The following is a 16,385-nucleotide window of genomic DNA, read 5'->3' on the forward strand; positions in this document are numbered from 1 at the left end:
GTTATGCCATTTTTGCACTAAACCAGCGAGCGACCCGTTCGGTTTCATCGCCTGTAAAGTCTTTATGCTGATACTCGTTTGTCGTGGGGTTGTACGCATAGTCCTTCGCCCACTCCTCATGATGATTATGCACCGCCTCAATGGCATCAAGAATGGCATCCATCTCCGCATCGGTCATGACCGGGTGAATGGACATCCGTATCCAACCGGGTTTGTGGGTCAGCACACCCTGACTGATTTCATCGGTGATAGACTTGGAATACTGCTGATCCACATTGAGGAGGTAGTGCCCGTAGGTGCCGGCACAGGAGCAACCACCCCGGGTTTGTACCCCAAATTTATCATTGAGCAGCTTGACGCCCAGGTTATAGTGCAGCCCGTCAATATAAAAGGAGACCACGCCGAGGCGGTCTCGCAGGTGAGGCGCGAGGATATGTAGGTTGGGTAGTTGATCCAGGCGTTTCCAAACCCGGTCGAGCAGCTCATGCTCCCGGGCAAGGATGTTATCCACGCCCATTTCCTCTTTGAGCCGGACGCAATAGGCGACCTTGATGGTTTGCAGAAAAGGCGGTGTGCCGCCGTCTTCCCGCGCTTCAATTTCGTCGATATACTTATGCCCGCCCCAGGGGTTGGTCCAGTCTACCGTGCCGCCGCCGGGGTTGTCGGGCACCCGGTTGGTGTACAGCTTGGGATCAAAGACCAGGATACCCGTTGAGCCGGGCCCGCCCAGGAATTTATGGGGAGAGAAGTAGATGGCATCGAGGTGCTGCATTGGCTCCGCCGGCCGCATATTGATATCAATATAAGGTGCAGAACAGGCAAAATCCACAAAACACAGCCCACCCTGTTCGTGCATCAGCCCGGCAATCTCGTGGTAAGGCGTCTTCAGCCCTGTCACATTGGAACAGGATGTGATGGCCGCGATCTTTGTCTTCCGGTTTTGGTACTGCTGCAGCAGCGTTTTCAGGTGCTCCAGGTCCACCAAACCTTCCGGCGTAGGCCTGATGACCTCTACGTCCGCCAGCGTCTCCAGCCATGAGGTCTGATTGGAATGGTGCTCCATGTGAGTACAAAAGATGATCGCCCGTTCTTCCTCCGGCACCTCTACCCGGTCGCGGAACTTCTCATGCACCTTCAGCCCGAGGATACGCTGAAACTTATTGACCACTCCGGTCATACCAGAGTTGGAGGAAATCAGCACGTCCTTTGGCCTGGCCCCCACATGCGCCTTGATGATCTCCTTGGCTTTATGGTAAGCCATCGTCATGGAAGTCCCTGTGACGGAGGTTTCCGTATGCGTATTGGCTACGAACGGCCCAATTTCCTGCATCAGCCATTCTTCGATGGGCTTGTACAGGCGGCCGCTTGCCGTCCAGTCTGCATAGAGGATACGCCTGGGGCCATCGGGGGTATCGAAGACAAAGTCCTGCCCGATGACATTTTTGCGGTACGGCGCGAAGTAAGTTTCTAAAGAGGTAGTGGTTAGGGCTTCCATAACTAAAGGTTTTATCCGATCAATTCGAGGGCAGCTGATTTCATACGGTCCGCAAAAGCCTGGGCAGCTTCCGGGCTTTGCCCTTCGGCATAAACACGGATGATAGGCTCAGTATTCGACTTGCGCAAGTGTACCCATCCATCGGCAAAATCAATTTTCAGGCCATCGATCGTACTGTAATCTTCTGACTTAAACCTGTTTTCCAGGTCCTTCAGCAGGCCGTCCACGTCAATCTGTGGCGTTAGCTCAATGCGGTCTTTGACCATATGGTATTCCGGGTAGCTGGCTTTTAGGGCGCTTGCCGTTTGGCCAGACTTTGCCAGGAGGGTCAGGAAGATCGCCACGCCGGCCATCGCATCCCGGCCGTAGTGCAGGCCCGGCACAATGACCCCGCCGTTGCCTTCCCCACCGATAACGGCATTGCGGTTTTTCATTTCCGTGACCACATTCACTTCGCCCACTGCACTGGCAAAGTATTGCCCGCCGTGGCGCTCCGTGATGTCACGAAGGGCACGGGTGGAAGACAGGTTGGAAACGGTATTCCCCGGTTGCTGCTGCAGGATGTAATCCGCTACGGCTACCAGAGTATATTCTTCGCCAAACATGCTGCCATCTTCGCAGACAAAAGCAAGGCGGTCCACATCCGGGTCTACTGCGACCCCAAGGTCCGCCTTTAGTTCGACCACCTCCCGGCTCAGATCCTTGAGGTGCTTGGGCAGCGGCTCCGGGTTGTGTGCAAAGCGGCCGTTAGGCTTTTTGTTAAGCAACTCCACTTCGCAGCCCAGGGCTTTGAGCAATGGCGGCATTGCTACCGAGCCGGAACTATTGATGCAGTCGACCACCACCCTGTACTTTTTGCTTTTAACCAGCGCTGCGTCCACATAAGGCAAATCAAGGATTGCTTTTACGTGCCGCTTGATGTAGCGGTCATCGTGCAGGACTTTCCCAAGCTCTTCCACCCCGGCATATTCTATATCACCACTATCGATGATTTCCAGCAAGGCTTCCCCATCTGCTTTTGAGATAAATTCGCCTTTGTCGTTGAGGAACTTGAGTGCATTCCATTCGCGTGGGTTGTGGCTGGCTGTAATGACGATACCAGCCCCGGCTTCTTCCATCGTCACGGCCATTTCCACAGTGGGGGTGGTGGAAAGGCCCAGGTCGACCACATCAATGCCCATAGCACGCAGGGTAGCGCTGGCCAGTTCATTAACGATAGAGCCTGAGATACGCCCATCCCGGCCAATAACCACTTTAGGCTTTGCCCCTTTACTGAGCAGCCAATGCCCGAAGGCGGCTGTGGATTCCACTATATCCTGAGGGGTCAGGTTGTTGCCAGCTTTGCCGCCAATGGTGCCCCGGATTCCTGAGATTGATTTGATAAGTGCCAAGAGATAGATGTAGTTTGATTTGCGGGTAAAAATAGAAAAATTAGCGTGCAAATCGCAGCGGTCATAAACGGCTTGACTCTGGAAAATTTGCGAAGTTTCGGTATAAACCTTATTTTACCAAACCCAATTCTTCATTCTGCTAACCAAAACCAAGATACTATGGCACGTTCAAGAAGACAACAAAAAATTGCAACTAAGGACAAACGGGAAGGCAAGCGTATTCTGAATATTTTTCTGATTTCGACGCTGGCTTTATTAGCCCTGATGTACGTTATTTTCCAGACAGCTTAGGTTTCACTTCACAGCGGACCCATACTGCAGGTTGCAGGGGCGCATTCCAGCCTTTGTAGACTGTGGTATCGGTCTGCATGGTATCCAGTTGCGGCGGGAGCCAGCTCTGAGGCACCAGGATCACGGTTCCGGCCTGCTGCGCGCTGACTGCCTGCTGCAGGGAAGCGGCATTGCTCAAAACTGCCGTATTGGAATTTGCGGCATGGGCGTAGGCTGCTACTCCCGGGAAAGCCCCTTCTCCCCTGCCAACGATAAACTGATCTGCCGGCTTGGGGAAAGGCCCTTCCGGCTCTATGATTTCCTGTGCCCAGTTGCGCTGCACTTCCAGCAACGGGCTAAATTGGATCCAGAAGAAGGTGGTCAGCAGTACGCCGCTCATGATAGTCCCAAGGCGGGCATAAGAAGCACGTGCGCCTACGAACCCCACCACCGCGACAAAACTCCACACCCAATACAGTCCACCCGTAGCCAGCCCGGCCTGAAAGCCCAGCCCGCGAAACTGCACAAAGCTTCCAATCATAAACAGGATCAGGAAACAAGCTGCAGCAACGAGGTGCAGCACCGCCCCCGCTTTGACCACCCCCCGGTGCGGGTAGCCTTTATGGAAGTAGTTCCGCATCTGCCGGGCGGCAACCATGGCCAGCAACGGCTGCAGCGCCAGACTATGCCCCAGCAAGGCGAAAATCAATGCCCCCATGTAGAGTACCGCTTGCTCATCCCGTTTGCCCAACCGTTGGCTATGCTCCACGATGCCGCCCATCACAAGCCCCAGAAAAGGGAGTATGCCTACGGCATTCACCCAAAGGAATCTTCCTGTGCGGAAACCTATATAAAAGGTATCTCCCGTAGTATCCAGCCATTGCAAGGCATAAAGCCCGCCTGCCGTCAGCAGGCCCATTGCCCAGGGATTGAGGCGAAGGAGCCGACGCCCATCCGCATGCACAAAATAAAGGAAGGCTCCTGTACCCAGCAGGAAGATCAGCGACTGCAAAGGCTGTACCCATATAGCCAGTGCAGCAAGGGCATAGAAACTCAACTGCCAGCTCAGCTGCGGCTGCTTTAGATAACGGATCATAGCCGCATACGCCAGCCACTGCAACATCATAGCCCAGATATCACTGGAAGCGACTTTGCCCAGATTTGCCATAAGCAAAGAAGAGGCAGCCAGCGCCAGCGTATTTAGTACAATCTCTGTACCCACCATGCGGCGGGCAAAGATATAGTAAGCGGTCAATCCAAGGATCACCGCTATAGCTCCGGAAAACCTGAGAAAGAAAGGGTCAAGTGTATCGCCCATCAGCAAAGCAGCCAGCTGCTCGTGAAAGGTGAAGCCTGCTGCATCATGCTGAATTTGCCAGGCCAGCATGGCTTCCACGCCATCCCAGATGGTGGTCATCCCATTGCCAACCAGCAGGTTGACGACCAGCAAAAGTAAAGCGATAGCGTACAAATAAGAAGTCTTGGCTGTCATGTAGATGTGAGTTTGCAGGTGCAAAGAAAACCATCATTTGCCAAACGCGGGAATGGATAACTGGTTTAGTATACATAACAAATTGCACTACTTGAATAGCCTGGCAGCATTCGTGGGGAAGCTGGAGCAGAGCGGGAAGCTCTACCCCAGCAGCTATCGCGCTTAAATACAGAGGGTTGCCCCCATGGTGTTGATAACCGGTGGTCACTTTCTGCTTTGTGCAATTTACGATACACGCTGGTTTAAGTGTTGAATTGAATTTCTAGTTCCGGGTGGTTTCTTCACATCGTCTAAAATTCCATACTTTGTGGCCGACAGCCGCAGCCAGCGTCTAAACAGCGAACGATGACCAACTTATCCGTACTTATCGAAGCGCAATACCTGCCGCCTGTACAGTACTTTTCGGTACTGGCACAAGTGAAAACGGTTTATCTCGAAGCGCAGGAGCACTATCAAAAACGCAGCTACCGAAACCGGGCACATCTGGCTGGCGCTAACGGGCAGATGCTGCTTTCTGTCCCCCTCAAAAAGGGCAAGCACCAGCAGATGCCCATTCATCAGGTGAAGGTGGACTATAAAAAGCCCTGGTTTGGCGAACACTGGCACAGTATTAAATCTGCTTACGGGAAATCCCCGTTCTTCGAATTTTACGCCGAGCCCATAGAGGCCATCCTGCGCAGTAAACCAGATAAGCTCTTTGACCTCAACCGGGCGTTGCTTCTGCAGCTGCTCCGGACGCTGCAGTTGGAGGTGGACATCCGGGAGACGGCCGATTACGGAGCCGTACCGGAAGGCACCCTCGACTTGCGCCAAGCCATCCACCCCAAACACCCAAAGCTGGATTTCGCCCCCCTGCCCTACCCGCAGGTATTTCAGGAACGGCATGGGTTTATCCCGAATTTGAGTATTTTAGACCTGCTTTTCTGTACCGGGCCTCAGGCGCCGCTGCTGCTAAAGCAATTTGCTGATCAAAACCCCATCGTGTGACACCACTGATCAATAAACATTTACAGGCCTACCGGGCACAGGTTGATGAAATTGTCAAAGACCTGCACGAACTGGCCATACGTATAGACAGCGAGGAGCTAACGCAGACCGTTAGTGACCTCCGAAGCCGCATTCACGAACCCTTTATGTTTGTGATAGTCGGGGAAGTGAAAGCCGGAAAAAGCAGTTTCATCAACGCCCTGCTCGATACCGGCAAGGAGGTAACCAAAGTCGCCCCTCAGCCGATGACCGATACCATTCAGCAGATTCTCTACGGGGAGGAAGCCGAACAGGTGCAGATCAACCCTTACCTAAAGAAAATCCTGTTGCCCGTTGAGATCCTAAAGGAAATTGCCATCGTGGACACCCCGGGCACCAATACTATCGTGGAGCACCATCAGGAGATCACCGAGAGCTTTATCCCGGCTTCCGACCTGATCGTCTTCGTATTTGAAGCCAAAAACCCCTACCGGCAGTCCGCCTGGCAGTTTTTTGACTACATCCACAGCGACTGGCGCAAGAAAATCATTTTTGTGCTGCAGCAAAAAGACCTCATGCCTGCCGAAGACCTCGAAGTTAACCGCAACGGGGTCATGGAATATGCAAAAAAGCAGGGTATTAAAGACCCGGTCGTATTCACCGTTTCCGCCAAACAGGAGCAGGAAGGGCAAAAGGAAGAAAGTGGCTTTGCACCAGTACGTTCCTACATCAATCAGCACATCACCGGAGGCAGAGCGCCCATCCTAAAGCTCAACAACAACATCGACACCGCTGCGAATATCAACGACCGGATTTCGGCAGGGGTCGCCCTTCGTCAGAAACAGTATGAGGCCGACACTGAATTCCGCAACGACATCCGGCAGACGTTGGTCAAGCAGGAAGCCAAAAGCCTGAAACAGGTAGACGTGCTGGTAGAGAATATGATTGCCGGTTACGAGCGCATCACCCGCAGCAAAAAACAGGAGCTGAGCGACGGGCTTTCGTTCTTCCCCTTACTCCGGCGATCGGTTGTATCCATTTTCAGCAAAAAAGCATCCCTGAAGGAATGGCTGGAAGACCTGGCCCGGGAGCTCGAAACCGACCTGAATAAAGAGCTCAAAGCGAAACTCAATGACGGCGTGGTGGATCTGGCCGACAGCATTCAGCAAATGGCTAAGATGATCGACCTGAAAATCAGAAGCAGCGAGACCATCCTTCGGGATGACCATGAGCTGTTTAGCGATATCGCCGAGAAACGCAATAATGTCCTCCGGGAACTGCAGGAACAGTTTACCCGATTCGTGAGCCGGACAGAGAATTTCACAGACGAGAGCCTTTTCCCGGACAAAAGCTCCGTTTCACCAAGCCTGGCGGCAAGCAGTGGCCTGGCGGTAATTGGTATTGTGCTGGCGGCGGTGACGCAAGGGGCTGTTTTTGACATCACCGGGGGCATTCTCACCACAGTAGGCCTGATTTTCGCAGGCTTTACCACCTCCTCCAAACGCAAACAAGTACTGCGTGAATTCAGTAAGGAAATTGACAAGGGTGGCACCCGGCTGGAAGAGGAAGTCAGCACTAACCTCAAGACCTATATTACGAATCTGCGCAGCCGTATTGATGAGAACTTCGTCAAATTCGACCTTCTGCTGGAAAAGGAAGGGGAGCAGATTGAAAAACTCACCGCCCGAAGTACAAATATTACAGGCAGGCTGGAAGCCCTTCAGTCCTCCGTTGCAAGCGATTCGGCACCCCCGCAGATGGAAGAGGAATAAAGCCCTACAGGAAATACTGCAGCTCCTGGTACACCAAGTCTACCGGCAGCCCCATAATATTGGCGTAAGTGCCTTCAATTTTGTTGATTTTGCAAAGCCCGATCCATTCCTGAATGGCGTAAGCTCCTGCCTTATCGTAAGGTTGATATTTGTCGATGTAAAAATCGATTTCCTCATCCGAAAGCTTATCAAAATGGACGCGGGAGATGCCGGAGAAGACCCGCTCCTGTCTCTCATTCGCCAGACAAACCCCCGTAATGACGGTATGTTTACGCCCTGACAATTCCCGCAGGATACGCTGTGCATCGGAACGGTCTTTAGGCTTTTCGTAGATCACGCCATCAAGAATCACCACGGAATCGGCGCCCAGCAGCACCCCATTGCCTTGCAGCGCATGCATTGATGCCCGGACCTTTTTCTGAGCCAGAAAGGGAGCGACTTCCTCTACCGGCATATCATCCGGATAATCTTCAGGCACATCCTGTGGCTTGATGGTAAATTGAAAGCCCGCCTGCTCCAGCAGTTGGCGGCGGCGGGGAGATTTGGACACCAGAATGATCGGGAGTTCCAATGTTTGCATAGGTCAGTTAAAATTTAAGTTACAGCAAAAAACAGCAGCAAAATCAGCCCACTGAGCATGATCAGTTTGGCCATTGTGCTCACCCGGTGGTAATCGGAAGGTACCTTTGCCCGGAACAACCAAAACAGACTCAGCCCAAGCGGGGCGATCAACGCTACAGTCACATATAGATGGCTTAAAAGCGTAAAAAGTTCGCCCTGATGCACCACCATCGCCACAATCAAGGCCAGCAACCCCACGCCAATGGCTGCCGCCAGTCCTTTAGCGGTATTCATGCCCCATAGCACCGGTACAGTGCGGCATTGTGCACTCCGGTCTCCTTCCACGTCTTCCATATCCTTGATCAGCTCCCGGTACAGGTTGGACCCGAACGCAAAAACCAGGTACCACACCATGATCACGGCCAGCTGAGCGGCCAGCTTCGGATCGAAGGCAGCCAGCTCGGCAAACCCCTCACGCTCGGCAAACCAGACTACGCCAGGCACCCCTGCACAAAACAGCGAAACCAGCAGGTTGCCCCATAATGGCATCCTTTTGAGCTGGAAGGAATACCAAAACAACAGTCCCGCCCCTGCCGGATAAATGGCAACGAGCGGCATATTTTGTACGCTCAGCGCCAGGTAAAACGCCAGAAAAAAACCCAGCAAAATGGTGGAAAAATAAAGCCAATAGGCCGTTTGCTTCCGGATGTACCGCCCAAGCACTACTTTTTCGGGACGGTTTTGCAGGTCAATGCGAAAATCGATAACGTCATTAATGATGTAGCCCGCTGAGGTGATCAGGAGGGTGTCGAGCACAAACAACCAGAATGTTTGAGGTGGCAGTGTTAGCCCAATGCCATACTGCTCAAATGCCGGTTGCAGTAGTGCTCCGTAAATCAGATATTGGGTTAACCCCACGATAAACAGGTTAGGCAGGCGGATCAGGCGCAGGAAGGCATAAAATACATTCATCATTTACTCTTCTGGCCATTCCTGATTGAGGCGGAGGACTTTCTCGATCACATCACGTGCACAGCCAGCTCCTCCCTTCAGGGGGGAAATGTAGGTCGCTACTTCGAAAAGCTCCGGCTGAGCATCGATGGGGCAGGTAGGCACCCACACCCGCCGCATTACCGGCAGGTCGGGCAGGTCGTCTCCCATATACAGGATTTTTCGCTCATCCAGCCCGTATTTATCGATGTAGTCTTCGTATGCTGATAGTTTGTCGCTTATCCCGGTGTAAATATCCTTGATCCCCAGGCCTTCCAGCCGCAGGCGGACGCCTTCTGACCGCCCTCCGGTAATCACCGCCACGTTAAAGCCCTGCCGGACGGCTGTTTTGAGCGCGTAGCCGTCCCGGATGCTCATGCTGCGGAGGAGTTGCCCTTCTTCAGTGACCAGGACCTGACTGTTGGTTAGCACTCCATCGACATCGAAAATAAAGGTCTCAATGTCCTTGAATTGTTCCAGTTGATTCATTTTGGCTTTTCGATTTACTTCAACAAATGTACAGGAATAGGGTAAGAACTTGGCGAATAAATGAGGAGGATTCAATATATTCCCATCCGCGGAATTTTCTCAACAAAGCAGGCCGGCGGTTATGGCCTGCTTCAAAATACAGTCAACATGTTCAAAGCCAGCATTTATCAGGATCGCCGAAAGCGATTGCAAGCCTCTGTTCCCGGCGGCCTTATTTTACTCCCCGGCAACAACGAAAGCCCGATGAATTGCGCAGACAACGTCTATCGCTTCCGGCAGGATAGCAGCTTCCTGTATTACTTTGGGATCAATCAGCCGGGAGTAGCCGGAGTATTAGATGCCGATTCCGGAGAAGCCCTTTTGTTCGCTCCTGAAATGACTGTGGAGCACGTGGTATGGATGGGACCGCAGCCCGGGCTGAGTGATCTCAAAACCCTGTCAGGCACAGAACAGGCACTGCCCGTTGAGCAATTGGAGGAATTGCTGAAAAAAGCCAAGGCAGACGGGCGCACTATTCACTTCCTCCCCCCCTACCGGGCTGACCGCAGCCTGCAATTAAGCCGGTGGCTGAGCACGCCCGTTGAGGCATTGCAACCTTCTGAAGCATTGATCAAAGCCATCGTTGCGCAGCGGTCCGTCAAGTCGGCAGAGGAAATTGCCGAAATCGAATCCGCACTGGCGATCACCCGCCAAATGCACGTTCAGGCGACCAAAACCGCCCAACCTGGTATGAAGGAAGCCCAACTGGCGGGCATGGTGGAAGGCATTGCGCTGGCCACAGAAGGCGCCCTTGCCTACCCCGCTATTCTTACGGTTAATGGCCAGACCCTTCACAACCACTACCACGGGGATATCATGAAAGAAGGCGACCTTGTCCTCTGCGACTTCGGGGCGGCGGCTCCCAGGACCGACTACGCCAGTGACATCACCCGGACCTTCCCGGTGAGCCCCAACTTTACGGACCGGCAGAAAGCGATTTACCAGATTGTTCTGGATGCGGAGGAACAAGCCATTCAGGCCATCCAACCCGGCGTTCCATATAAAGACATCCACTTGCTGGCGGCGAAGATCATCACTACCGGACTAACCCAACTGGGGCTTATGAAAGGTGATGCCGATGCTGCCGTGGAAGCCGGCGCGCACGCCCTGTTTTTCCCCCATGGCCTGGGCCACATGATGGGGCTGGATGTGCATGATATGGAAGATTTGGGCGAAGATTATATAGGCTATACCGATGATCTCAAACGCAGTCCACAGTTCGGTTTAAAATCCCTGCGCCTGGCCCGTGCCCTGCAACCTGGCTTTGTCCTCACAGTAGAGCCTGGCATTTACTTTATTCCGGAGCTCATCGCCCAATGGAAAGCAGAAGGCAAACACGCTGAATTTATCGACTATGAAAAGGTCGAAACCTACCTTGGCTTTGGCGGCATCCGGATCGAAGACAACGTACTGGTTACCGAAGAGGGCCACCGGGTGCTGGGCCCGCCCATTCCGAAGACCATCGAGGAAATTGAGGCGCTGCGGAAGGGTTAATCATTTTTGAATATCCGCTCAAAAAAGGACTCGTGCTCCCCGGCTACCTGTTGCTGTGCATTTTCCGCTTTATCGGTCTTTTTCATGGCGCGTTTTTCGGCACGGGTGGCACGGCGTTCAGCTTTAATGGCTTCCTTGCGCAATCTTGCTGCCCGTTCTCTGGCTTCGGCAGCCTTTCGGTCTTTTCTGGCGGCGCGGTGGTCATCTTTTGCTTCCCGGTGATCCGACTTGAGGTCCTGTTGCCTGGCTTTATTGCCGAAGAGTCGCTCTTTCAGGCTTACCGGTTCAGCTTCCGCTGCTTGTTCCGTGGTGTCCTTTTTACCTTTAAACAGCTGGGCATGAGCGGCTGGCATAGACAGCAAAAAGGCGAAAACGGTAAGTAAGAGGATGGGATAGCGCATGTACTCGTTTTTTGATTTCCTTCATAACGAGCCTTGTAGGCGGAATCTTATCCTGGATGGGCTTAATTTTTTTATGGATGGTTATTGGTCTGGTGGTGGCAGGCTTTAATGGAAGTCATGGGTAGGGTGATGATCTTGCGCGATATTTGGTACATTGATGACGCTGATCTGACTGACCTGCCCAACGAGACCCGCCCCGCTGGAGGACCTCCCGGAAATCAGTGCAAATCTGCGCAAATCAGTCCAATCTGTGTTCCAACTCTCCACGCACGGCAATTGTACGCTGATGACGCTGATCTGACTGATGACACTGATCTGCTCACCGAGACCCGCCCCGCAGGCAGGACCTCCCGGAAATCAGTGCAAATCTGCGCAAATCAGTCCAATCTGTGTTCCAACTCTCCACGCACGGCAAAAGTACACTGATGACGCTGATCTGACTGATGACACTGATCTGCTCACCGAGACCCGCCCCGCAGGCAGGACCTCCCGGAAATCAGTGCAAATCTGCGCAAATCAGTCCAATCTGTGTTCCAACTCTCCACGCACGGCAAAAGTACGCTGATGACGCTGATCTGACTGATGACACTGATCTGCTCACCGAGACCCGCCCCGCAGGCAGGACCTCCCGGAAATCAGTGCAAATCTGCGCAAATCAGTCCAATCTGTGTTCCAACTCTCCACGCACGACAATAGTACGCTGATGACGCTGATCTGACTGATGACACTGATCTGCCCAACGAGACCCGCCCCCAAATACAAAACATACCCTATATTTGCCAATCACAGCCACTACCCTTGCGCTGTGCTTTTTTAACCGGCAACCACTAACAAAATGGCCAAGCAGCAGCCTCCAAAGGCAACACACCCTGTACACGTTTCCAAAACCACCACCGGAGAGCGTTACCCTGATGTTTATGATATCCTGTCACCAGATACTTTTGACCAAATGCATCAGAAGGGCAATACCTTGCTCATTACTGCAAAAAATGGAGTGGGCCTGCGCGTTCAGGCCCTGTCAGAGGATATCCTGCGGTTCCGTTATGCCCCGGAAGGACAATTTGAAGCAGACTTTTCCTACGCTCTTGACCCTCATGCTGCTTACGAGTCTCCGGAACTTACAGTAAGTGAAGACGAAGCGCATCTTACACTCCGGACCAGCAGCCTGATTTGCCAGATCGCTAAGGATGGGCTAAAGGTAGCCATGTATGATAACCCCGGTAACACCCTGCTATGCGAAGACGCTGCCCCCTATGCCTGCCGGAAAAGCATCCTTAACGGCATAGAACAGGTGAGCATTACCCAAAAAGCACCCGCTGAAACCGCCTACTATGGGCTGGGCGACAAGAGCGGCGCCCTAAATCTGCGTGGGCAACGGCTGCAGCATTGGAACACCGACTCCTTTGGTTACGGAAAAAACACCGACCCACTTTACCGGACCATCCCATTTTTCTTTGGGCTTCAGCAAGGAAAAGGCTATGGTATTTTCCTGCATAATTCTTACCGCACGCATTTTGACTTTGCCAAGACCACCCAAGACCAGGTTACCTTTCAGGCAGATGGCGGGGAGATGGACTACTTTTTTATCGCCGGCCCCGGTCTCACGGAGGTCGCCCAGCGTTATGCCTGGCTGACCGGCCGCCCGGAGATGCCCCCCATGTGGGCACTGGGTTTTCACCAATGCCGCTGGAGCTATTACCCGGAAGAACGGGTCTATGAAATCGCAAAGGAATTCCGGGACCGGCAAATCCCCTGCGACGCCATCTATCTGGATATCGACTATATGGACGGCTACCGCTGCTTCACCTGGGATGAGGAGCATTTCCCCAAACCGGCAAAAATGATCAAAGACCTGCGTAATCAGGGCTTTCACACCATCGTCATGATTGACCCGGGTATTCGGGTCGACCCGGAATACCATGTGTACAAAGAGGGTATAGAAAAAGACATGTTCTGCTACCGCACCTCCGGTGAGCTTATGCGTGGCCCGGTATGGCCGCAGGATTGTGTCTTCCCGGACTTTACCCGCCCGGAAGTGCGCGAGTGGTGGGGCCCGCTCTACGAGCAATTGTACAACGAACAGGGGGTCAGTGGCTTTTGGAATGATATGAATGAACCGGCTGTCTTCAAGGTCAACATCGCTACCTTCCCGGATAATGTGCACCACGATTACGACGGGCACCCCTGCGACCACCGCAAGGCGCATAATGTGTATGGGCAGCAAATGTCCCGTGCTACCTTCGAGGGCCTAAAAAACCTACAGCCCCAAAAGCGCCCCTTTATCCTCACCCGGGCCACCTACAGCGGCGGACAGCGCTACGCCAGTGTCTGGACAGGTGACAACATAGCCAGCTGGGAACACCTACGACTGGCCAACATTCAATGCCAGCGGCTGAGCATATCCGGTTTTTCTTTCGTGGGCACAGATGTAGGAGGCTTCAGCCAGCAACCGGATGGAGAACTGTTTGCACGGTGGATGCAGCTGGCTGCTTTTCACCCGCTCTACAGGGTGCACTCCATGGGCAACAATGTGGATGGAGCTGCCGAAGCCGATGCGGATGCCATTCACGAAGCAGAGCGTGCCAACCGTATGGACCAGGAGCCATGGTCATTCGGAGAGCCTTACACAAGCATCTCCAAAACTGCTGTAGAACTCCGCTACCAATTGCTACCTTATCTGTATACCGCTTTCCGGCAATACACACAGGATGGCCGCCCGGTGCTGCGCAGCCTGGCCTTTGCCGATCAGGCGAATCCGGAGGTCAAAGACCGGGAGGCAGAATTCCTCTTTGGGGAACATTTGTTGGTGGTGCCGGTACTGGAAGCAGGTGTTACGCAGGCCGAGGGCTATCTCCCGGCTGGCGAGTGGTACAATTACTACAGCGGAGTACGCTATCAGGGGCGGCAATTGGCAAAGAATGCCTGCGGATTGGAGCGCATCCCGCTTTATGTGAAGGCGGGGGCAGTCATCCCCCACTATCCTGTACAGCAATATACCGGTGAGAAAAACTTCGATCAAATTACTTTAAAGGCTTTTGCCGGCAACGGCCAAAGCGAGCTTTACGAAGATGCCGGCGATGGTTATGCCTATCAGGAAGAAGCTTACCGGCTTAGCAGTTTCAATATGCAGCAGGACAAAGGGCAACTTACCCTGCGACAGGTACAGACAGGGACTTACGAACCCGGCTACCTCACTTACCGGGTGGAACTCTTTGGCCTGACAGGCAAGCCCGCCAAAGCGACCTGTGACGGGGAAGACCTAAAAACAGAAGCGCTGGAGCAGGGCGGATTTGCCTGTACCCTCCCCGCTGGTTTTCATGAACTTGTGGTGCGATAGACTGTTGGAGGCAGAAAAAAGATGAGACCACTTTTTTGGCTTTTCCTAATCACAAGTACTATGCTGACCGGACAAACTACCATTGAAACCTTCCATCCCACCCAACTCGATTGGCAAATCGTTAATGATGGTGTCATGGGGGGCATTTCCAAAAGCCAGATGACCGTAAATGCTGAGAGTTACGGGCAGTTCTCCGGTACAGTTTCACTGGAAAATAACGGTGGCTTTGCTTCCTGCCGGGCAACTGTTGAAAAGATTGACATGAGTGGGACCCGGGGCGTACGCCTTAGGGTACGGGGTGACGGGCAGCGCTATGATTTCAGGGTACGGCTGAGTGGCCCTTACAGCCGGGTCTCTTACCGGGCGTGCTTTACAGCTAATGACGGCGACTGGCATACAGTAGAATTGCCCTGGAGTGCCTTCGAGCCCACCTTTAGAGGACGAACGTTAAATGATGTGCCTCCGATTACACCTGATGACATTAGGGAGGTAGGTTTTCTAATCGCCGATAAGCAAGCCGGCCCATTTCAGTTGGAAATTGACAAAATTTCGGCCTATTTGGATTGATGCCCCTCAACCTGCTGCGCGACAGTTTGGAGGCCTGCTTCTGAAATCCAGCCATGTTCAAAGGCATGCCGGGCCACCCTAAGCGTATCGTCTGATAAGCATACCTTGCCTTCCAGATGAGGGTGGTCAGCGTACAGCGCATGTATGGTCTCGCTGTTTTTGCGGTTGGTTACATCCCGGATGTAGACAGCCAGCACCCGGCCGGGGTGAGACGCTGATAGCTGAGCATACAGTTGTGCATCATGCTGCCCGCTATCCCCTATCAGAATGAACTTTAAATCGGGAAAGACTTCCATAAGATGCCGCGCTTTGTCCAGTTTATGCGAATGCGTGCCGCCACCTGTCCTGAAAAAGTCTTTTAACCCCGACTTGAGGGCCTGCAACAGGAAAATGCCTTTGGGGATGTTCCTGGCCTGACAAAAGTCGACCAGAAAATCATACAAATTCCACTCGCTGCTGCTGATAAAAAAAATCGGGTTGTTGCAGTCCCCTTCTTTACCTGCACAAAGGGACTGATAAAACGCAGGGACGCCCGGAAAAGGCAACCGGGTAGCCGCATTTTTGGTGAGGATCAATCTCAGCTTCCGAAAAGTCTCCGTAGCGTGGGAAACCAGAATCGTATCGTCTACATCAGAGATCACCCCAAACTCATGGGTACCATGACTGATGTAGACCTCTTCCTGGTGCTCAAGAAAAGATGGGCCCTCATCAAGCGGGTTGTGGACCCTAAATGCCACCGGGTGCCAGCCTTCCGGAAGCTTGTGCGGCCCTTCTGCCAGCAGCTCAAACTGCCCCCGCTCATCAGTCCGCACCTGATAGCTCTGCCCGTTAAACTGAATATCTACCTTTGTATCAGGGATAGTTGTACTGAGATAGCGGCTCAGCATGGCCCGCAGATTACGCCAAAGGCTATCGCCTGGCTCTGGCTCATAAAGCAGGCGGTCATCGAGCACATGCCCTCTCACGAATACTTGATCCGGTGTACCATACCCCCGATAGGCAAGCACCACCGGCGGGGTTTCCATGCCTATCCACTTCTTGATATTCAGGCTTATATGTCGGCTCAGTAAACTCATATTAGCGGCCAGCGCACAAGTGCAGGCCATACCGGTTTTATCTTT

14 protein-coding genes are annotated in these 16,385 nt (G+C 53.1%); 6 read left to right on the top strand and 8 right to left on the bottom strand.

All coding sequences use genetic code 11. From position 1 onward, the window contains the following. Nucleotide 1 precedes the first annotated feature (1 nt). Nucleotides 2-1,495, bottom strand: a complete 1,494-nt coding sequence (locus tag IX84_RS26515) for an aminotransferase class V-fold PLP-dependent enzyme (RefSeq protein ID WP_044228326.1) — start codon at nucleotides 1,493-1,495, stop codon at nucleotides 2-4. An 11-nt stretch (nucleotides 1,496-1,506) separates the two neighbouring features. Then, nucleotides 1,507-2,886, bottom strand: coding sequence for a phosphoglucosamine mutase (gene glmM, locus IX84_RS26520; protein ID WP_044228929.1), 1,380 nt, complete (start codon nucleotides 2,884-2,886; stop codon nucleotides 1,507-1,509). A 159-nt stretch (nucleotides 2,887-3,045) separates the two neighbouring features. On the opposite strand from glmM, the gene IX84_RS34390 reads away from it, so the two are divergent. Then, nucleotides 3,046-3,177, top strand: a complete 132-nt coding sequence (locus IX84_RS34390; RefSeq protein WP_262501673.1) for a hypothetical protein — start codon at nucleotides 3,046-3,048, stop codon at nucleotides 3,175-3,177. Here the strand turns inward: IX84_RS34390 and IX84_RS26530 are convergent. Then, on the bottom strand, nucleotides 3,158-4,648 hold the full coding sequence (locus tag IX84_RS26530) for an ArnT family glycosyltransferase (RefSeq protein ID WP_044228330.1): 1,491 nt from the start codon (nucleotides 4,646-4,648) through the stop codon (nucleotides 3,158-3,160). The genes IX84_RS34390 and IX84_RS26530 overlap by 20 nt on opposite strands. 345 nt (nucleotides 4,649-4,993) lie before the next feature. Between IX84_RS26530 and IX84_RS26535 the strand changes: the two genes are divergently transcribed. Together IX84_RS26535 and IX84_RS26540 are read left to right on the top strand one after the other, a co-directional pair. Beyond that, nucleotides 4,994-5,635 (top strand): WbqC family protein, encoded by a 642-nt coding sequence (locus IX84_RS26535; RefSeq protein ID WP_044228331.1) that lies wholly within the window; start codon nucleotides 4,994-4,996, stop codon nucleotides 5,633-5,635. Continuing rightward, on the top strand, nucleotides 5,632-7,386 hold the full coding sequence (locus tag IX84_RS26540; RefSeq protein ID WP_044228334.1) for a dynamin family protein: 1,755 nt from the start codon (nucleotides 5,632-5,634) through the stop codon (nucleotides 7,384-7,386). Before IX84_RS26535 ends, IX84_RS26540 begins: the two co-directional genes overlap by 4 nt. A gap of 4 nt (nucleotides 7,387-7,390) precedes the next feature. Here IX84_RS26540 and IX84_RS26545 read toward each other — a convergent pair whose 3' ends face one another. From IX84_RS26545 to IX84_RS26555, 3 genes are read right to left on the bottom strand one after another with little or no spacing between them, the layout of a single operon-like run. Next, on the bottom strand, nucleotides 7,391-7,966 hold the full coding sequence (locus IX84_RS26545) for a Maf family protein (RefSeq protein WP_044228337.1): 576 nt from the start codon (nucleotides 7,964-7,966) through the stop codon (nucleotides 7,391-7,393). A 14-nt stretch (nucleotides 7,967-7,980) separates the two neighbouring features. After that, nucleotides 7,981-8,922 (bottom strand): geranylgeranylglycerol-phosphate geranylgeranyltransferase, encoded by a 942-nt coding sequence (locus tag IX84_RS26550; RefSeq protein WP_044228339.1) that lies wholly within the window; start codon nucleotides 8,920-8,922, stop codon nucleotides 7,981-7,983. Then, on the bottom strand, nucleotides 8,923-9,426 hold the full coding sequence (locus IX84_RS26555; protein ID WP_044228342.1) for a KdsC family phosphatase: 504 nt from the start codon (nucleotides 9,424-9,426) through the stop codon (nucleotides 8,923-8,925). It lies immediately after the preceding gene. 147 nt (nucleotides 9,427-9,573) lie between these two features. Between IX84_RS26555 and IX84_RS26560 the strand changes: the two genes are divergently transcribed. Next, the gene (locus tag IX84_RS26560; protein ID WP_044228345.1) at nucleotides 9,574-10,959 is read left to right on the top strand and encodes an aminopeptidase P family protein; all 1,386 of its coding nucleotides are present in this window, start codon (nucleotides 9,574-9,576) and stop codon (nucleotides 10,957-10,959) included. Here the strand turns inward: IX84_RS26560 and IX84_RS26565 are convergent. Further along, entirely contained in the window at nucleotides 10,956-11,360 is a 405-nt protein-coding gene (locus IX84_RS26565) for a hypothetical protein (protein ID WP_044228348.1), read from the bottom strand. The genes IX84_RS26560 and IX84_RS26565 overlap by 4 nt on opposite strands. Before the next feature lie 835 nt (nucleotides 11,361-12,195). On the opposite strand from IX84_RS26565, the gene IX84_RS26570 reads away from it, so the two are divergent. Then, entirely contained in the window at nucleotides 12,196-14,697 is a 2,502-nt protein-coding gene (locus IX84_RS26570; RefSeq protein WP_052516433.1) for a glycoside hydrolase family 31 protein, read from the top strand. Between the two features lie 60 nt (nucleotides 14,698-14,757). After that, nucleotides 14,758-15,264, top strand: a complete 507-nt coding sequence (locus IX84_RS26575) for a CIA30 family protein (protein ID WP_044228349.1) — start codon at nucleotides 14,758-14,760, stop codon at nucleotides 15,262-15,264. On the opposite strand, the gene IX84_RS26580 is transcribed toward IX84_RS26575, so the two are convergent. Next, entirely contained in the window at nucleotides 15,252-16,370 is a 1,119-nt protein-coding gene (locus IX84_RS26580; RefSeq protein ID WP_052516434.1) for an App1 family protein, read from the bottom strand. The genes IX84_RS26575 and IX84_RS26580 overlap by 13 nt on opposite strands. Nucleotides 16,371-16,385: the final 15 nt, after the last annotated feature.

The organism is Phaeodactylibacter xiamenensis, from assembly GCF_000759025.1.
GTDB classification, from domain to species: Bacteria; Bacteroidota; Bacteroidia; order Chitinophagales; family Saprospiraceae; genus Phaeodactylibacter; species Phaeodactylibacter xiamenensis.

Bases quoted from the DNA above. Each gene is read 5' to 3' on its own strand.
- IX84_RS26545 (WP_044228337.1), bottom strand. From the start codon at position 7,966: ATGCAAACATTGGAACTCCCGATCATTCTGGTGTCCAAATCTCCCCGC.
- IX84_RS26555 (WP_044228342.1), bottom strand. From the start codon at position 9,426: ATGAATCAACTGGAACAATTCAAGGACATTGAGACCTTTATTTTCGAT.
- IX84_RS26560 (WP_044228345.1), top strand. From the start codon at position 9,574: ATGTTCAAAGCCAGCATTTATCAGGATCGCCGAAAGCGATTGCAAGCC.
- IX84_RS26565 (WP_044228348.1), bottom strand. From the start codon at position 11,360: ATGCGCTATCCCATCCTCTTACTTACCGTTTTCGCCTTTTTGCTGTCT.
- IX84_RS26575 (WP_044228349.1), top strand. From the start codon at position 14,758: ATGCTGACCGGACAAACTACCATTGAAACCTTCCATCCCACCCAACTC.
- IX84_RS26535 (WP_044228331.1), top strand. From the start codon at position 4,994: ATGACCAACTTATCCGTACTTATCGAAGCGCAATACCTGCCGCCTGTA.
- IX84_RS26550 (WP_044228339.1), bottom strand. From the start codon at position 8,922: ATGATGAATGTATTTTATGCCTTCCTGCGCCTGATCCGCCTGCCTAAC.
- IX84_RS26530 (WP_044228330.1), bottom strand. From the start codon at position 4,648: ATGACAGCCAAGACTTCTTATTTGTACGCTATCGCTTTACTTTTGCTG.
- IX84_RS26570 (WP_052516433.1), top strand. From the start codon at position 12,196: ATGGCCAAGCAGCAGCCTCCAAAGGCAACACACCCTGTACACGTTTCC.
- IX84_RS34390 (WP_262501673.1), top strand. From the start codon at position 3,046: ATGGCACGTTCAAGAAGACAACAAAAAATTGCAACTAAGGACAAACGG.
- IX84_RS26580 (WP_052516434.1), bottom strand. From the start codon at position 16,370: ATGGCCTGCACTTGTGCGCTGGCCGCTAATATGAGTTTACTGAGCCGA.
- IX84_RS26515 (WP_044228326.1), bottom strand. From the start codon at position 1,495: ATGGAAGCCCTAACCACTACCTCTTTAGAAACTTACTTCGCGCCGTAC.